Source organism: Streptomyces antarcticus (assembly GCF_026627255.1).
Classification (GTDB): Bacteria; Actinomycetota; Actinomycetes; order Streptomycetales; family Streptomycetaceae; genus Streptomyces; species Streptomyces antarcticus.
In genome coordinates, this window is record NZ_JAPNLM010000012.1 from 26,661 (window position 1) to 42,383 (window position 15,723).

A 15,723-nucleotide genomic window follows, 5' to 3' on the forward strand; every position below is an offset into this window, starting at 1 on the left:
GGGGACGACGTTTCACGTGAAACGTCGCCCCCGCCGTTCCAGTAGGACCGCTGTCGCGGCGTACAGGGCGGCCACGCTGAGGATCAAGGTCACGGAGCGCCCGTCGACGGGGAGCATCAGAGAGGCCACCGCCGCCGCTCCGACGAACGCGACGTTGAACAGCACGTCGTAGACGGCGAAGACGCGGCCACGGTAGGCGTCGTCCACCTGGGACTGCACGACCGTGTCGGTGGAGATCTTGGCGCCCTGGGTGGCGAGACCCAGGACGAACGCCGCGGCCAGCATCGGGCCGGGGGTGAAGAATAGGCCGAGTGCCGGGACCAGCACCGCGGCGCCCGCGGCGCAGACGGTGATCGCCCCGCGGGTGCCGAGCCGGCCCACCAGCCACGGGGTGACGAGTGCGGCTGCGAAAAATCCGGCCCCCGAGACGCCGATGGCGACGCCGAGCAGGGCCAGGCCGTCGGACTCGTTGTCCGACCAGGAGTAGCGGCACAGCATGAGCAGCATGACGAACAGGGCCCCGTAGCAGAACCGCATCAGGGTCATGGCGGCGAGCGCCTGGGCGGCTTCGCGCCGGGAGGCCAGGTGCCGCAGGCCGTCGGCCATGCCGCGCACGGTGAGGACGATTCCCTCGGCGACCGAGGGGCGGAGCCGGCCGGGAGGGTGGTCGGGCCCCAGGAGGCCGACGGCGAGGCGCAGGGAGACCAGTGCCGCACACAGGTAGAGGCCGGCTCCGAGGAGCACGACGAGGGCGTCGGAGTCGGCGGCCAGCACCCGGACGAGGAAGGCCAGCCCCCCGCCCGCGACCGCGGCGAGCGTTCCGGCGGTGGGCGAGAGGGCGTTGGCCGTGACCAGCTGGTCGGGACCGACGACGTGGGGCAGGGACGCGGCCAGCCCGGCCAGCACGAAGCGGTTGACGGCCGTCACCGACAGGGCCGAGGCGTAGAAGAGCCAGTCGGGCACGTGCGCGACGATCAGCATCCCGGTGACGCAGGCCAGGAAGGCGCGGAGCAGGTTGCCGTAGAGGAAGACCTGGCGGCGGCGCCAATGGTCGAGGAGGACCCCGGCGAAGGGCCCGATGACCGAGTAGGGGAGCAGCAGCACGGCCATCGCCGATGCGATGGCGGCCGGCGAGGTCTGCTTCTCCGGGGAGAAGACCACGTAGGCGGCGAGTGCGACCTGGTAGACGCCGTCCGCCGACTGGGAGAAAAGCCGTACGGCGAGCAGGTTGCGGAAGTCCCTCAGGCGCAGGAGTACGCGCAGATCACGTACGACAGGCATGAGGGCAAGGGTCACATACGCGGAGGGTCCCCGGGCACATTGCCCGGGGACCCTCCGCGGAAGAACAGCCTAAGTCCAGGTGTCCGGAGGACCCTTGGGCTCGACTAGCGCTCGACCTCGCCCTTGATGAACTTCTCGACGCTGGCGTAGGCCTCGTCGTCGAAGTACTGGACCGGCGGGGACTTCATGAAGTAGCTGGAAGCCGACAGGATCGGGCCACCGATACCGCGGTCCTTCGCGATCTTCGCGGCGCGCAGGGCGTCGATGATGACACCGGCAGAGTTCGGGGAGTCCCACACCTCGAGCTTGTACTCGAGGTTCAGCGGAACGTCGCCGAAGGCGCGGCCCTCGAGGCGGACGTACGCCCACTTGCGGTCGTCGAGCCACGCGACGTAGTCGGACGGGCCGATGTGGACGTTGTTCTCGCCGAGATCCCGGTCGGGGATCTGCGAGGTGACGGCCTGCGTCTTGGAGATCTTCTTCGACTCGAGGCGGTCGCGCTCGAGCATGTTCTTGAAGTCCATGTTGCCGCCGACGTTGAGCTGCATGGTGCGCTCAAGACGGACACCGCGGTCCTCGAACAGCTTCGCCATCACGCGGTGCGTGATGGTGGCGCCGACCTGGGACTTGATGTCGTCGCCGATGATCGGGACACCGGCCTCGGTGAACTTGTCAGCCCACTCCTTGGTGCCGGCGATGAAGACCGGGAGGGCGTTGACGAAGGCGACCTTGGCGTCGATGGCGCACTGCGCGTAAAACTTCGCCGCGTTCTCGGAGCCGACGGGCAGGTAGCAGATGAGGACGTCGACCTGGCGGTCCTTGAGGATCTGGACCACGTCGACCGGAGTCTCGGCGGACTCCTCGATCGTCATGCGGTAGTACTTGCCCAGGCCGTCCAGGGTGTGGCCGCGCTGAACGGTCACACCGGCGTTCGGGACGTCGCAGATCTTGATGGTGTTGTTCTCGCTGGCGCCGATGGCGTCCGAAAGGTCGAGGCCGACCTTCTTCGCGTCGACATCGAACGCGGCGACGAACTCGATGTCACGCACGTGGTAGTCGCCGAACTGGACGTGCATCAGACCGGGGACCTTGGCCGCCGGGTCGGCGTCCTTGTAGTACTCGACGCCCTGCACCAGCGAGGCGGCGCAGTTGCCTACGCCGACGATGGCTACGCGAACCGAACCCATTCCGGTTGCTCCCTGTTTGTTCTCGGACGAGGCCTGCGAGATGCAGGCCTCATTTTGCAGTTTCGTCGGACGGACCGGGACTTCTCTGGTCCCGTCCCGCCCGCTCGCTCTCGATGAGCTCGTTCAGCCAGCGCACTTCGCGCTCCACCGACTCCATGCCGTGCCGTTGCAGCTCCAGCGTGTAGTCGTCGAGGCGTTCCCGTGTGCGGGCGAGAGAGGCGCGCATCTTCTCCAGGCGCTCCTCAAGCCGGCTGCGGCGGCCCTCCAGTACCCGCATGCGCACTTCTCGCTCGGTTTGACCGAAGAAGGCGAAGCGGGCGGCGAAGGACTCGTCCTCCCAGGTGTCGGGCCCCGTGTGGGAGAGCAGCTCCTCGAAGCGCTCCTTGCCCGCGGCCGTCAACCGGTAGACGATCTTGGCGCGGCGCCCTGCGAGTGAAGCGGCGAGAGCGTCTTCCGGAGCGTTGCCCGGTTCCTCGATCAACCAGCCGTTGGTGACCAGCGTCTTGAGGCAGGGATAGAGCGTCCCGTAGCTGAACGCCCGGAACACCCCCAGCGAGGTGTTGAGCCGCTTGCGCAGCTCGTAGCCGTGCATGGGGGATTCGCGAAGCAGGCCGAGGACGGCGAATTCCAGGATGCCTGAGCGCCTGCTCATCCGCCTGCCCCTCCTCCGACTCTGAGTCTGTATGTCGAGCTGATGTATCGACTCGATACATCCAGACGATAGATCGAGCAGCCTCTGGCGACAAGGGGCGACATGGTGACCGGCGTCACATCATGAATTCGTGCGAGGTAAGTTGCCTGATTTGGGGTGAACTTCGGCACTGTTCGGGTTTTGAGCGTGCGTAGTCTGTGGGCCATGACACCGGGGGAACCGGAATTCACCCGCCGCTTCCAGGCCACTCGCCTGCCCGAGGAGTAGTCGTTCGATGAGCGAGCATCGCCGCAAACCGCCGCAGCCCCAGGGCGGTGGACGCGCCTCGTCCCGCCGGGCTGCCCCGCAGCGCCCGGGACGGGGCGCCGAGGCCGGACGTGGCGTGCCCACCGCGTCGCCCAGCGGCCCGTACGCAGAACAGCCCTCCCAGGGCAGCCGTGCAGACGCGCGCCGGGCCGCCCAGAGAGGTTCCGGGGGTCGCGGCCGGGGCGGCGGAGCCGCGGCGCGCGGCGCCGGCCGGCCTGACAAGCGGCTCATCAACTACCCTCGCTCCGACCGGGCCGGCTGGAAGCGCTTCGTGCCCTCCTGGAAGCTCGTCAGCGGTACGGTGCTGGGCTTCTTCGCGGTCATCGTGGCCGGAGCCGGCATCGGCATCGCCATGGTGGGCACGCCCGACCCCAACAAGACGGCCGAAGCCCAGAACAACGTCTTCCTCTGGGCCGACGACACCCAGATGGTGGCCACCGGCGGATCCATGAACCGGCAGATCGTGGGCATCGACCAGATCCCCCTGTCGATGCAGAACGCCGTGATCGCCGCGGAGAACGAGTCCTTCGACTCGGACAAGGGCGTCGACCCCATGGGCATCGTCCGCGCCGTGTGGAACATGGCCAAGGGCGGTTCCACGCAGGGTGGCTCGACCATCACCCAGCAGTACGTGAAGAACAACTTCCTGGACTCCGAGCAGACGCTCAAGCGGAAGGTCACCGAGCTCTTCATCTCGATCAGGCTCGGTGTCACCGAGGAGAAGGACAAGGTCCTCGCGGGCTACCTGAACACCGCGTACTACGGCCGGGACGCCTACGGCATCCAGGCCGCGGCCCGTGCCTACTTCGGCAAGGACTCCAAGGACCTGAACCCCTCCGAGTCCGCCTTCCTGGCCTCGGTCCTCAAAGGCCCCAACCTGTACAACCCGGACGGCGGCATCGGCGCCTCGGCCACGCCCGAGGCCAACACCCAGCGGGCGAAGCAGCGCTGGTCCTGGGTGCTCGACCGCCAGGTCCAGGTCGGCCGGATGTCCAAGGAGGAGCGGGCGAAGTACAAGCCCGAGGACTTCCCCGCCCGTGTCGAGTCGGCGCAGGCCCGCGGCATGTCCGGCCAGATCGGCTACATGGTCGAGACCGCCAAGCAGTACGTGATGAAGACCAAGGACATCAGCGCCGAGAAGATGGCGCTGGGCGGCTACCGGATCAAGACCACCTTCCAGAAGCCGAAGGTGGATGCCCTGGTCAAGGCCGTGGAAGACACCCGCAACGACTTCCTCGACGAGAAGAAGCGCCCCGATCTGGACACCTTCGTGCAGTTCGGCGCCGCCTCCGTCGACGTGAAGTCCGGCGCGATCGTGGCCCTGTACGGCGGCCCGGGCTGGGACCAGAAGTACTTCAGCAACAACGCCAACACCATCGGCGTCCCGGTCGGCTCGACCTGGAAGCCGTACGTCCTGGCCGCCGCGATGAAGCACGGCACCCAGAACTCGAACGGCGAGGGCGTCTCGGTCGACAGCAAGTACATGGCCGACGACCTGACGGTGATCAAGAACCGCCAGGGCAAGCCGCTGCTCGCCGCCGACGGCAAGCCGTTCCGGCAGAAGAACGAGAGCCCGACCGCCTTCGGCTACGTCACCCTCAACGAGGCGATGGAGAAGTCCATCAACGTGCCGTTCGCCCAGCTCGTCTTCGACGTCGGGCACACCAAGGTCCGCGAGATGGCCAAGTCCACGGGCATCCTCGAGGACTCGATGGACAAGAACAACAACGCGTCCTTCGCCCTCGGCACCTCCACCCCGAGCGCCATCCGCATGGCCGACTCCTACGCCACCTTCGCGGCCTCCGGCACGCACCGCGAGCCGTACTCCGTGAGCGAGGTGTCGAAGGACGGTCAGCCGCTGTCCGGATTCGAGGCGCCCAAGGAACAGCGGGCCATGGACAGCGATGTCGCCGACAACGTCACCAAGGTCCTCGAGAACGTGGTCAAGAACGGCACCGGCACCAAGGTCAAGAAGCTGGGCAGGCCCGCCGCGGGCAAGACCGGCACCACCGACCAGAACAAGTCGGCGTGGTTCGTCGGCTACACCCCGGAGCTGTCCACCTCCGTGGCCCTCTTCCGCACGGACCCGAACTCCGCGGACAAGAAGCTGCTGTCCATGAACGGCGTGGGCGGTACCGACTCCATCCACGGTGGTGACATCCCCGCCGTCATCTGGACCGAGTACATGCGCGAGGCCCTGAAGGACGTGCCGGTCAAGGACTTCCCCGAGGCCGAGGCCATCGGCGTCAAGGCGGACTCCTCGGGCGCGCCGTCACCGACGCCGTCGGCGGTTCCCACCCCGTCCACACCCCCCTCGCCGTCCCCCTCCAGCCCCTCCCCGACGCCGTCCCCGACACCGTCCAAGGGCGGGAAGCCCTCCTGCAAGCCGGGGGACCTGTTCTGCGACCCGAGCACGGCGGCCGGGGGGGCCAACGGAGGCGCCAACAACGGGGGAGCCAACAACGGAGGCGCCAACAACGGCGGCGTCATCGGCGGAGCGGACGGCGGGAACGACGGCGGTGCCACCGGCGAGCCATCCCCGTCGAACAGCAGCCGGCCGGGCCGCCCTGGCGGCGTCACCGGCGGATGGCCCACCGGTAGTCCGGACGGCTGACCCTGCCGCCCGAGCCGGACCCGGAAGGCCGTCGCACCCCGTGCGGCGGCCTTCCCCCGTGTCCGGCCCCGTACGGCAGGATGAGCGCATGACGAAGGTGCAAGAGGACCTCCCCGTACTGCCCACCCAGCAGGACGAGGTCGCCGCGGCCGGCAGCGAGCTCATCGGCGGCCCGCTCGGCCGCTACGCCCGGCTGGGCGGTCACTGGCTGGGACCGGTCCGCGTCGTGGCGCTCCTCGCCATCGGCATGTTCGCCCTCGGGATGGTGCAGAAGCTGCCCTGCTACGACTGGGCGTGGTTCCGGGGGGCGGGCTCGCAGTACACGCACGCCTGCTACTCCGACATCCCGCACCTCTACGCCGTGCGCGGCTTCGCCGACAACCTGACGCCGTACTTCGACCGGCTCCCCGGCGACATGGAGTACCTGGAGTATCCGGTGCTCACCGGTCTCTTCATGGAGATCGCCTCCTGGCTGACCCCGGGCAGCGGCTCCATGCAGCACCGCGAGCAGATGTACTGGATGGTCAACGCGGGCATGCTGATGGCCTGCGCCGCGGTGATCGCCGTCTGCGTCGCCCGCACCCACCGGCGCCGGCCCTGGGACGCCCTGCTCTTCGCCCTCGCACCCGCCTTCGCGCTCACGGCGACGATCAATTGGGACCTGCTGGCCATCGCCCTGACCGCCGCCGGGATGCTCGCGTGGTCCCGTGGCCGGACGGTGCTCTTCGGCGTCCTCATCGGCCTTGCCACCGCTGCCAAGCTCTACCCCGTCCTGCTTCTCGGGGTGCTCTTCGTACTCTGCTGGCGGGCCGGGAAGTGGCGCGCGTTCGGCGGCGCCGTCCTCGGCGCGGCCGGGGCCTGGCTCGTGGTGAACCTGCCGGTGATGCTGTTCGCCTGGGACGGCTGGTCGAAGTTCTACACCTTCAGCCAGGAACGCCCGATCGACTTCGGCTCCGTGTGGCTGCTGATCTCCCAGCGCTCGGGCAACCCCCTCGACGGCGCCAACACGTACGCCACCGTGCTGACGCTCCTGCTGTGCGGCGCGATCGGGCTGCTCACGCTGTGCGCGCCCCGGCGGCCCCGTTTCGCACAGCTGGCCTTCCTGGTCGTCGCGGCCTTCATCCTGGCCAACAAGGTCTACTCGCCGCAGTACGTGCTGTGGCTGATCCCGCTCGCCGCGCTCGCCCGGCCGCGCTGGCGGGACTTCCTGATCTGGCAGGCCGGCGAGGTCGCCTACTTCCTCGGGATCTGGTTCTACCTCGCCTACACGAGCAGCGGCGACAAGCACCAGGGCCTGCCCGTGGAGGGCTACCAGCTGGCCATCGCGGCCCACCTGCTGGCCACGCTGTACCTGTGCGGGATCGTCGTACGGGACATCCTGCTGCCCGAGCGGGACGTCGTACGCCGGGAGGGCTCGGACGACCCCTCAGGCGGCGTCCTGGACCGCGCCGAGGACGTCTTCGTGCTGTCGGACGCGACGAGGGCGCCGCGGTACGCGGCGCCCTCGGAGGGACAGCAGGTCGGCTGGGGCGTGCACCCCGAGAAGTGACCGGGCGGAACTCAGGCGTCGAGCACCCGGTCGAACTGCGTGGTGGTGTGGCGCAGGTGCGCCACCAGCTCGTCGCCGACCTTCGGCTCGGTGGCGTCCGAGGGTACGAAGAGGATCGACACCTGCATGTGCGGCGGCTCGGCGAACCATCGCTGCTTTCCGGCCCACACGAACGGTGACAGGTTCCGGTTGACGGTCGCCAGGCCCGCCCGGGCGACGCCCTTGGCCCGCGGCATCACGCCGTGCAGGGCCTTGGGGGCCTCCAGGCCAACGCCGTGCGAGGTACCTCCGGCGACGACGACCAGCCAGCCGTCCGAGGCGGCCTTCTGCTGGCGGTAGCCGAACCGGTCGCCCTTGGAGACGCGCGTGACGTCGAGTACCGCGCCGCGGTACTCGGTCGCCTCGTGGTCACCCAGCCAGAGCCGGGTGCCGATACGGGCCCGGAAGCGGGTCTGCGGGAACTGCTGCCGGAGCCGTGTCAGCTCCGGGGCCCGCAGGTGGCTGACGAACATGGTGTGCAGCGGCAGCCGGGCCGCGCGCAGCCGGTCCATCCAGCCGATGACCTCCTCGACGGCGTCCGAGCCGTCCGGGCGGTCCAGCGGCAGGTGCAGGGCGAAGCCCTCCAGCCGGACGTCCTCGATGGCCGCGTGCAACTGGCCGAGGTCCTGCTCGGAGATGCCGTGGCGGCGCATCGAGCTCATGCACTCGATGACCACCCGGGCGCCGACGAGACCGCGGACGCCGTCCAGCGAGGACACCGAGCGGATGACCCGGTCCGGCAGCGGAACGGGGTCCTCGCCCCGTCGGAACGGGGTGAGGACCAGCAGGTCGCCCCCGAACCAGTCCTTGATGCTGGCGGCCTCGTACGTCGTCCCGACGGCCAGCACGTCGGCGCCCATCCGGGTCGCCTCCTCGCACAGCCTTTCGTGGCCGAAGCCGTAGCCGTTGCCCTTGCAGACCGGGATCATCCCGGGGAACTGGTCCTGGATCTGCTTCTGGTGCGCACGCCAGCGCGCGGTGTCGACGTAGAGCGTGAGCGCCATGCCCGTCCGGAACCTCTCCTGTGGAGCTGCGTGGTGCAGCGGTGCGTGGTGTGGGTGGGGATGAGGTGCGGTCAGCGGCGCGACATGTAGATGTCGAGCGCCTTGTGCAGCACCTTGTTGAGCGGGAAGTCCCACTCGCCGACGTACTCGACGGCCTCGCCGCCCGTGCCGACCTTGAACTGGATGAGGCCGAACAGGTGGTCGTTCTCGTCCAGCGTGTCAGAGATGCCGCGCAGGTCGTAGACGCTGGCGCCGAGCGCGTAGGAATCGCGCAGCATGCGCCATTGCATCGCGTTCGAGGGCCGCACTTCCCGCTTGTGGTTGGCGGACGCGCCGTACGAGTACCAGACGTGCTGGCCGACGGTGAGCATCGTGGCGGCGGCGAGGGGCTCCCCCTCGTGCGTGGCGATGTAGAGCCGCATCCGGTTGGGGTCCTCGGAGTTGAGGGCCGTCCACTGGCGCTGGAAGTAGCTGAGCGGGCGCGGGCGGAACTTGTCACGCTCGGCCGTGATCTCGTACAGGTGCTGCCAGGTCGGCAGGTCCTCGTAGCCGCCCTGGACGACCTCGACACCGGCCTTCTCGGCCTTCTTGATGTTGCGGCGCCACAGCTGGTTGAAGCCCTTGAGAACGTCGTCCAGCGAGCGGTTGGCCAGGGGCACCTGGAAGACGTAGCGCGGCTGGACGTCGCCGAAACCGGCGCCGCCGTCCTCGGCCTGCTGCCAGCCCATGCGGCGCAGCTTGTCCGACACCTCGAACGCGCGGGGCTCGATCACCGAGGCCTCCACGTCGCGCAGGCGCTTGACGTCGGGATCCTGGATGCCGGCCTTGATGGCGATCGAGTTCCACCGCCGGATGACGACGGGCGGGCCCATCTTCACGGTGAAGGCGCCCTGCTGCTTGAGGTGCGCCAGCATCGGCTGGAGCCACTCCTCCAGGTTGGGGGCGTACCAGTTGATGACCGGTCCCTCGGGAAGGTACGCGAGGTACCGCTTCACCTTGGGCAGCTGCCGGTACAAGACGAGCGCGGCGCCGACGAGTTCGCCGGAGCCGTCGAACCAACCGAGGTTCTCCGAACGCCACTCGTTCTTCACGTCGGCCCACGCCGGGACCTGGCAGTGGCTCGCCGAGGGCAGGCTCTGGAGATAACCCAGATGCTGCTCTCGGCTGATGGTCCTCAGGGACAGGCTCATGCGGGGCGTCTCCTCCGGCGGCTTCGCTGGCTATGGCGCGAAGCCTACTGCGACAGGGGCGCCACCCATCTGGGGGACGGGCCCGGGGCCCGGGCCGGCTCGCGGCCGGCGCCCTGTCGCGGAGGCGTCCCGTCAGCCCAGCCAGCCGCCGAAGAGGCCGCCGTGGGCCATCCCCATGTAGAAGCCGAAGGCAGACGCGCCAAGGCCGATGATCAGCGCGAAGCGCTCGCGTGTCGTGACGGAGATGAACTGTCCGTACGCACCGGTCAGGATCCCGATCAGCCCCGCCCACGAGCTGATCAGGTGCAGCTGGTCGAAGAAGGCCGTGACGAACGCCACGGCGCCGAGGACCAGGGTGACCGCCATCAGGGTGTCCTGCAGCGGATGGGGCTTGCCGTCGGTCGAGAAGAGCGAGATGGAGGACTGGCGTCGCATTGCCTGTGCCATCGGAAGGCACCTCCTGGCTGAAGCAGAGCGGTGCGGCGGGACTGCCTCCGGACCGGCCGGGGGCATAGCACCGAGCACACCCGATGGATACAGATTGTGGCCTCCTGGTGCCGGATTTCAACCGGAAGGAGTCGACGGGGTAGTCTGTACGGTCTGCGCGGTGTCTGTTCACGGACGCCGTGCGGTACGCATCACGACCCTCCTGCCACGGATCGACCGTGGCCGCTGAGTCCAAAGGAGGTGGGTTCCACATGCGTCACTACGAAGTGATGGTCATCCTCGACCCCGATCTCGAGGAGCGCGCTGTCTCCCCGCTGCTCGAGAACTTCCTTTCCGTCGTCCGTGAGGGCAACGGAAAGGTCGAGAAGGTCGACACCTGGGGACGCCGTCGTCTCGCTTACGAGATCAAGAAGAAGCCCGAGGGCATCTACTCGGTCATCGACCTTCAGGCCGAGCCTGCGGTCGTCAAGGAGCTTGACCGACAGATGAACCTGAACGAGTCGGTTCTCCGGACCAAGGTCCTTCGCCCCGAGACCCACTGAACTTCGGTTCAGCGGTAATCGGGACCGAGTAGCACAGCAGCCCAGCAGCAATCCCCGCCGAGAGGTTCATCCATGGCAGGCGAGACCGTCATCACGGTCGTCGGCAATCTCGTCGACGACCCCGAGCTGCGCTTCACCCCCTCGGGTGCGGCGGTCGCGAAGTTCCGTGTCGCGTCCACTCCCCGCACCTTCGACAAGCAGACCAACGAGTGGAAGGACGGCGAAAGCCTGTTCCTGACCTGCTCGGTCTGGCGGCAGGCGGCTGAGAACGTCGCTGAGTCCCTTCAGCGGGGCATGCGCGTCGTCGTCCAGGGTCGGCTGAAGCAGCGGTCCTATGAGGACCGCGAGGGAGTCAAGCGCACGGTCTACGAGCTGGACGTCGAGGAAGTCGGCCCCAGCCTGAAGAACGCCACGGCCAAGGTCACCAAGACCGCGGGTCGCGGTGGCCAGGGTGGATACGGCGGCGGCGGCCAGCAGCAGGGTGGCGGCGGCGGCAACTGGGGCGGAGCCCCCAGCGGCGGCGCCCCGCAGGGCGGCGGAGCTCCCTCCGACGACCCGTGGGCGTCCAGCGCGCCGGCCGGCGGCCAGCAGTCGCAGGGCGGCAGCAGCGGGGGCGGTTGGGGCGGAAGCTCTGGCGGCACCGGCGGTGGCTACTCGGAGGAGCCGCCCTTCTAGGGCGGCTCTCACCCCCACTTCTTGATCACACAGGAGAGACACAATGGCGAAGCCGCCTGTGCGCAAGCCTAAGAAGAAGGTCTGCGCGTTCTGCAAGGACAAGACCGCGTACGTGGACTACAAGGACACGAACATGCTGCGGAAGTTCATTTCCGACCGCGGCAAGATCCGTGCCCGCCGCGTCACCGGCAACTGCACGCAGCACCAGCGTGACGTCGCCACGGCTGTGAAGAACAGCCGTGAGATGGCACTGCTGCCCTACACGTCCACCGCGCGATAAGGAAAGGGTGACCGACTAATGAAGATCATCCTTACCCACGAGGTCTCTGGCCTCGGTGCCGCCGGCGATGTCGTCGACGTCAAGGACGGTTACGCTCGCAACTACCTGGTCCCGCGTGGTTTCGCGATCCGCTGGACCAAGGGTGGCGAGAAGGACGTGGCGCAGATCCGCCGCGCCCGCAAGATCCACGAGATCGCGACCATCGAGCAGGCCAACGAGTTCAAGGCCAAGCTCGAGGGCGTGAAGGTCCGTCTGGCCACCCGCGCGGGTGACGCCGGTCGTCTCTTCGGTTCCGTTACCCCGGCTGACATCGCCACGGCGATCGAGTCCTCGGGCGGCCCGAAGGTCGACAAGCGCCGCGTCGAGCTGGGCTCCCCGATCAAGACCCTCGGTTCGTACCAGGTCTCCGTGCGTCTGCACGCTGACGTGGCCGCGAACGTGGGCATCGAGGTCGTCGCCGCCTAAGGGCTGCGCGCGAAGGGCCGCACCCCATCTGGGGTGCGGCCCTTCGCCGTGTCCGGAGCCGTCCGGTGACGGCGCAGGGGTTTCACGTGAAACAGCGGCGCTCGTTTCACGTGAAACTAAGACCGCGCCTCGTTTCACGTGAAACACCGCTCTAGCGGGTGGCTCCCGCGACCAGCCAACGGCCCGATCGTGCCCGGAGCTGGAGGGTGACCATGCGGACCAGCATCATCAGCGTCATGGCCCACCAGAGTGTCGTCAGACCGCCGCCCATGGCGGGGACGAGCAGCGCGGCCGGGGTGAAGACCGCCAGCGTCAGCAGCATGGCCCAGGCCAGGTAGCGGCCGTCTCCGGCGCCCATCAGTACCCCGTCGAGGACGAAGACGATGCCGGATACCGGCTGGGAGACGGCCACCACCAGCAGTGCCGGCAGCAACGCGTCCTCGACCGCCGGATCGCTGGTGAACAGGGGGACGAACACCGGGCGGGCTAGGACGACGAGCAGGCCGAGGATGAAGCCCGAGGCGACCCCCCACTGGACCATGCGACGGCAGACCGCCTTGGCACCCGCGGTGTCCCCCGCGCCGAGGTAGCGGCCGATGATGGCCTGCCCCGCGATGGCGATGGCGTCCAGGGCGAAGGCGAGCAGGCTCCACAGGGATAGCAGGATCTGGTGCGCCGCGATGTCGGCGTCGCCGAGCCGCGCGGCGACGGCGGTCGCGATCAGCAGTACGGCGCGCAGGGACAGGGTCCGGACCAGCAGCGGGGCTCCGGCCTTGGCGCAGGCCCGGATACCGGCGGCGTCAGGGCGCAGCGAAGCGTCATGGCGACGTGCTCCGCGTACGACGACCACGAGGTAGGCGGCGGCCATGGCGCACTGGGCGATGACGGTGCCCCATGCGGAGCCGGCGATGCCGAGGTCCGCGCCGTAGACGAGGGCAACGTTCAGGATCCCGTTGAGGGCGAAGCCGCCGATGGCGACGTAGAGCGGGGTGCGGGTGTCCTGGAGGCCGCGGAGGACACCGGTGGCGGCCAAGACCATGAGCATGGCCGGGATGCCGAGCGCGGAGATCCTCAGATAGGTAATGGCATGCGGGGCGACGGCATCGGAGGCGCCGAAGACCGATACCAGCCAGGGTGCGGCGGGGAGGACCACGACGATGACGGCGGCACCGAGCAGGAGGGCGAGCCAGATGCCGTCCATGCCCTGCCGGATCGCAGCCCTCAGGTCGCCCGCCCCCACCCGACGGGATACGGCCGCGGTGGTGGCGTAGGCGAGGAAGACGAAGATGCTCACGGCGGTGGTCAGCAGAGCGGCGGCGATGCCCAGGCCGGCCAGCTGGGGGGTGCCGAGGTGCCCCACGATGGCGCTGTCGGCCATCAGGAAGAGGGGTTCGGCGACGAGTGCGCCGAAGGCGGGCACGGCGAGAGCGAAGATCTCCCGGTCGTGTCGTCTCGGTGCGGCCTTCGGCGCGGCGGGGGCCTGTGTCATGCGCTCAATCTAATCTTCCACAGGTAATGGATGCAAGGGTCCTTGGATCCTTACCGATGCGCTGACTTGGGAGTTCTTTCCACCCCGTTGGGGGCGATCTTGAGACAGTGGCGAAGATTTTTCCCCCGACCTGGCTCCGGATGAAGAAAGCGCAGGTCAATGCGGGTAGTGGGGTGGGGCGGGTGATTTTGTCCACAGCGTCGTCCCCCGGTCCGTGCACAGCTTCCGGGGAGTTACCCACAGCATTGGCCCCGTCGTCCACATCTCATCCACACAGCCTGTGGATAACAAGATTGGCTGACGCCGCTCCCGGCCCTACCGTGGTGCGTTACCCGACTCGCCGACAGCCGATCCGGGTGCCCCAAATGTCAGAGCCGTGTCGTAGAAAGAGTGACACGGCGAGGTCCGCGTTGCGGACGGGAGGAGGTGGTCCGGTGAGCATGCCCGAGCCCACGGACGACCCTTGGGCCGACAGCGGTCCAGGTGACCGTCTGCCCGCCCGCTCGCGCCGCAGCGGCGAAGGCCGCGGCCGCGGGGACGAACAGCGCGATCGGGGCCGCGAGAACGGCTCCTGGGACGACGGCGGGGGCGGAGGCGGAGGCGGGGGCGGCTTCGAGCGCGTCCCTCCGCAGGACCTCGACGCCGAGCAGTCGGTGCTCGGCGGCATGCTGCTCTCCAAGGATGCGATCGCCGACGTCGTCGAGGTCATCAAGGGCCACGACTTCTACCGGCCCTCGCACGAGACGATCTACCAGGCCATCCTCGACCTGTACGCCAAGGGCGAGCCGGCCGACCCGATCACCGTCGGCGCCGAACTGACCCGGCGTGGCGAGATCAGCAAGGTCGGCGGGGCCTCGTACCTGCACACGCTGGTGCAGTCCGTGCCGACTGCGGCGAACGCCGAGTACTACGCCGAGATCGTCCACGAGAGGGCCGTTCTGCGCCGACTGGTGGCCGCCGGCACGAAGATCACGCAGATGGGGTACGCGGCCGACGGCGACGTCGACGAGATCGTCAACAGTGCCCAGGCCGAGATCTACGCCGTCACCGAGCAGCGGACGTCCGAGGACTACCTGCCGCTCGGCGACATCATGGAAGGCGCACTCGACGAGATCGAGGCGATCGGCTCCCGCAGCGGCCAGATGTCCGGAGTTCCGACCGGCTTCACGGACCTGGACTCGCTGACCAACGGCCTGCACCCGGGCCAGATGATCGTCATCGCCGCCCGTCCCGCGATGGGCAAGTCGACGCTCGCCCTGGACTTCGCGCGGGCCTGTTCGATCAAGAGCAATCTGCCGAGCGTGATCTTCTCCCTCGAGATGGGGCGCAACGAGATCGCGATGCGCCTGCTTTCGGCAGAGGCCCGCGTGGCGCTCCACCACATGCGCTCGGGAACGATGACGGACGACGACTGGACCCGGCTGGCCCGCCGGATGCCGGACGTTTCGGCCGCCCCGCTGTACATCGACGACTCCCCGAACCTGTCGATGATGGAGATCCGGGCGAAGTGCCGTCGGCTCAAGCAGCGCAGCGACCTCTCGCTCGTCGTCATCGACTACCTCCAGCTGATGCAGTCGGGCGGCTCGCGCCGCCCCGAGAGCCGACAGCAGGAAGTCTCGGACATGTCCCGAAACCTCAAGCTGCTGGCGAAGGAGCTCGAGGTCCCCGTGATCGCGCTCTCCCAGCTGAACCGTGGACCGGAACAGCGCACCGACAAGAAGCCGATGGTCTCCGACCTGCGTGAATCCGGATCGATCGAACAGGATGCCGACATGGTGATCCTGCTACACCGTGAGGACGCCTACGAGAAGGAATCTCCGCGCGCCGGTGAGGCGGACCTGATCGTGGCGAAGCACCGAAACGGTCCGACGGCGACGATCACGGTGGCATTCCAGGGCCACTATTCGAGATTCGTGGACATGGCCAACACGTAGCGCCGATGTGTAGGGTCTCAAATTTCGTGGCACAGTCTCAGCCGCGATGGCACAACGGTGGCATTTATG

13 protein-coding genes and 1 pseudogene are annotated in these 15,723 nt (G+C 68.4%); 7 read left to right on the forward strand and 7 right to left on the reverse strand.

Annotation, left to right across the window (positions count from 1 at the left end):
• Positions 1 to 12 precede the first annotated feature (12 nt).
• The 3 genes and pseudogenes from OTB16_RS19220 to OTB16_RS19230 form a co-directional block, all read right to left on the reverse strand.
• Complete coding sequence (locus OTB16_RS19220; protein WP_267721459.1) at positions 13 to 1,281, reverse strand: MFS transporter; 1,269 nt, start codon at positions 1,279 to 1,281, stop codon at positions 13 to 15.
• 104 nt (positions 1,282 to 1,385) lie between these two features.
• Positions 1,386 to 2,468 carry an inositol-3-phosphate synthase gene (locus OTB16_RS19225; protein ID WP_267721460.1) on the reverse strand — a complete coding sequence of 361 codons (1,083 nt, stop codon included), beginning with the start codon at positions 2,466 to 2,468 and terminating at the stop codon, positions 1,386 to 1,388.
• A 52-nt stretch (positions 2,469 to 2,520) separates the two neighbouring features.
• Positions 2,521 to 3,120 (reverse strand): annotated as a pseudogene (locus OTB16_RS19230) (PadR family transcriptional regulator); the annotation flags it as partial.
• A gap of 274 nt (positions 3,121 to 3,394) precedes the next feature.
• On the opposite strand from OTB16_RS19230, the gene OTB16_RS19235 reads away from it, so the two are divergent.
• Positions 3,395 to 6,040 carry a transglycosylase domain-containing protein gene (locus OTB16_RS19235; protein ID WP_420717742.1) on the forward strand — a complete coding sequence of 882 codons (2,646 nt, stop codon included), beginning with the start codon at positions 3,395 to 3,397 and terminating at the stop codon, positions 6,038 to 6,040.
• Between the two features lie 88 nt (positions 6,041 to 6,128).
• Positions 6,129 to 7,589, forward strand: coding sequence for a glycosyltransferase family 87 protein (locus tag OTB16_RS19240; RefSeq protein WP_267721463.1), 1,461 nt, complete (start codon positions 6,129 to 6,131; stop codon positions 7,587 to 7,589).
• 11 nt (positions 7,590 to 7,600) lie between these two features.
• Here OTB16_RS19240 and OTB16_RS19245 read toward each other — a convergent pair whose 3' ends face one another.
• The 3 genes from OTB16_RS19245 to OTB16_RS19255 form a co-directional block, all read right to left on the reverse strand.
• A complete protein-coding gene (locus OTB16_RS19245; protein ID WP_267721464.1) occupies positions 7,601 to 8,632 on the reverse strand; it encodes an alanine racemase in 1,032 nt (343 codons plus the stop codon).
• A 71-nt stretch (positions 8,633 to 8,703) separates the two neighbouring features.
• Positions 8,704 to 9,822: a lipid II:glycine glycyltransferase FemX gene (locus OTB16_RS19250; RefSeq protein ID WP_267721465.1), complete on the reverse strand. Its 1,119-nt coding sequence runs from the start codon at positions 9,820 to 9,822 to the stop codon at positions 8,704 to 8,706.
• A 132-nt stretch (positions 9,823 to 9,954) separates the two neighbouring features.
• Positions 9,955 to 10,269 (reverse strand): hypothetical protein, encoded by a 315-nt coding sequence (locus OTB16_RS19255; RefSeq protein ID WP_267721466.1) that lies wholly within the window; start codon positions 10,267 to 10,269, stop codon positions 9,955 to 9,957.
• A gap of 251 nt (positions 10,270 to 10,520) precedes the next feature.
• On the opposite strand from OTB16_RS19255, the gene rpsF reads away from it, so the two are divergent.
• The 4 genes from rpsF to rplI all read left to right on the forward strand — a co-directional run bounded on the left by rpsF (position 10,521) and on the right by rplI (position 12,231).
• Positions 10,521 to 10,811, forward strand: a complete 291-nt coding sequence (gene rpsF / locus OTB16_RS19260) for a 30S ribosomal protein S6 (protein ID WP_267721467.1) — start codon at positions 10,521 to 10,523, stop codon at positions 10,809 to 10,811.
• A gap of 72 nt (positions 10,812 to 10,883) precedes the next feature.
• Positions 10,884 to 11,486, forward strand: a complete 603-nt coding sequence (locus OTB16_RS19265) for a single-stranded DNA-binding protein (RefSeq protein ID WP_267721468.1) — start codon at positions 10,884 to 10,886, stop codon at positions 11,484 to 11,486.
• A gap of 43 nt (positions 11,487 to 11,529) precedes the next feature.
• Positions 11,530 to 11,766: a 30S ribosomal protein S18 gene (gene rpsR, locus OTB16_RS19270; protein ID WP_005315025.1), complete on the forward strand. Its 237-nt coding sequence runs from the start codon at positions 11,530 to 11,532 to the stop codon at positions 11,764 to 11,766.
• A gap of 18 nt (positions 11,767 to 11,784) precedes the next feature.
• The gene (gene rplI, locus OTB16_RS19275; RefSeq protein WP_069921086.1) at positions 11,785 to 12,231 is read left to right on the forward strand and encodes a 50S ribosomal protein L9; all 447 of its coding nucleotides are present in this window, start codon (positions 11,785 to 11,787) and stop codon (positions 12,229 to 12,231) included.
• 151 nt (positions 12,232 to 12,382) lie between these two features.
• Here rplI and OTB16_RS19280 read toward each other — a convergent pair whose 3' ends face one another.
• A complete protein-coding gene (locus OTB16_RS19280; RefSeq protein ID WP_267721484.1) occupies positions 12,383 to 13,720 on the reverse strand; it encodes an MATE family efflux transporter in 1,338 nt (445 codons plus the stop codon).
• Positions 13,721 to 14,160: 440 nt separating this feature from the next.
• Here OTB16_RS19280 and dnaB point away from each other — a divergent pair, with 440 nt between their 5' ends.
• Positions 14,161 to 15,654 carry a replicative DNA helicase gene (gene dnaB, locus OTB16_RS19285; protein ID WP_267721670.1) on the forward strand — a complete coding sequence of 498 codons (1,494 nt, stop codon included), beginning with the start codon at positions 14,161 to 14,163 and terminating at the stop codon, positions 15,652 to 15,654.
• The last annotated feature ends 69 nt before the right edge of the window (positions 15,655 to 15,723 follow it).

Coding starts and splice junctions, on each gene's coding strand:
- OTB16_RS19220 (WP_267721459.1), bottom strand. CDS start 1,281: ATGCCTGTCGTACGTGATCTGCGCGTACTCCTGCGCCTGAGGGACTTC.
- OTB16_RS19225 (WP_267721460.1), bottom strand. CDS start 2,468: ATGGGTTCGGTTCGCGTAGCCATCGTCGGCGTAGGCAACTGCGCCGCC.
- OTB16_RS19235 (WP_420717742.1), top strand. CDS start 3,395: ATGAGCGAGCATCGCCGCAAACCGCCGCAGCCCCAGGGCGGTGGACGC.
- OTB16_RS19240 (WP_267721463.1), top strand. CDS start 6,129: ATGACGAAGGTGCAAGAGGACCTCCCCGTACTGCCCACCCAGCAGGAC.
- OTB16_RS19245 (WP_267721464.1), bottom strand. CDS start 8,632: ATGGCGCTCACGCTCTACGTCGACACCGCGCGCTGGCGTGCGCACCAG.
- OTB16_RS19250 (WP_267721465.1), bottom strand. CDS start 9,822: ATGAGCCTGTCCCTGAGGACCATCAGCCGAGAGCAGCATCTGGGTTAT.
- OTB16_RS19255 (WP_267721466.1), bottom strand. CDS start 10,269: ATGGCACAGGCAATGCGACGCCAGTCCTCCATCTCGCTCTTCTCGACC.
- rpsF (WP_267721467.1), top strand. CDS start 10,521: ATGCGTCACTACGAAGTGATGGTCATCCTCGACCCCGATCTCGAGGAG.
- OTB16_RS19265 (WP_267721468.1), top strand. CDS start 10,884: ATGGCAGGCGAGACCGTCATCACGGTCGTCGGCAATCTCGTCGACGAC.
- rpsR (WP_005315025.1), top strand. CDS start 11,530: ATGGCGAAGCCGCCTGTGCGCAAGCCTAAGAAGAAGGTCTGCGCGTTC.
- rplI (WP_069921086.1), top strand. CDS start 11,785: ATGAAGATCATCCTTACCCACGAGGTCTCTGGCCTCGGTGCCGCCGGC.
- OTB16_RS19280 (WP_267721484.1), bottom strand. CDS start 13,720: ATGACACAGGCCCCCGCCGCGCCGAAGGCCGCACCGAGACGACACGAC.
- dnaB (WP_267721670.1), top strand. CDS start 14,161: ATGCCCGAGCCCACGGACGACCCTTGGGCCGACAGCGGTCCAGGTGAC.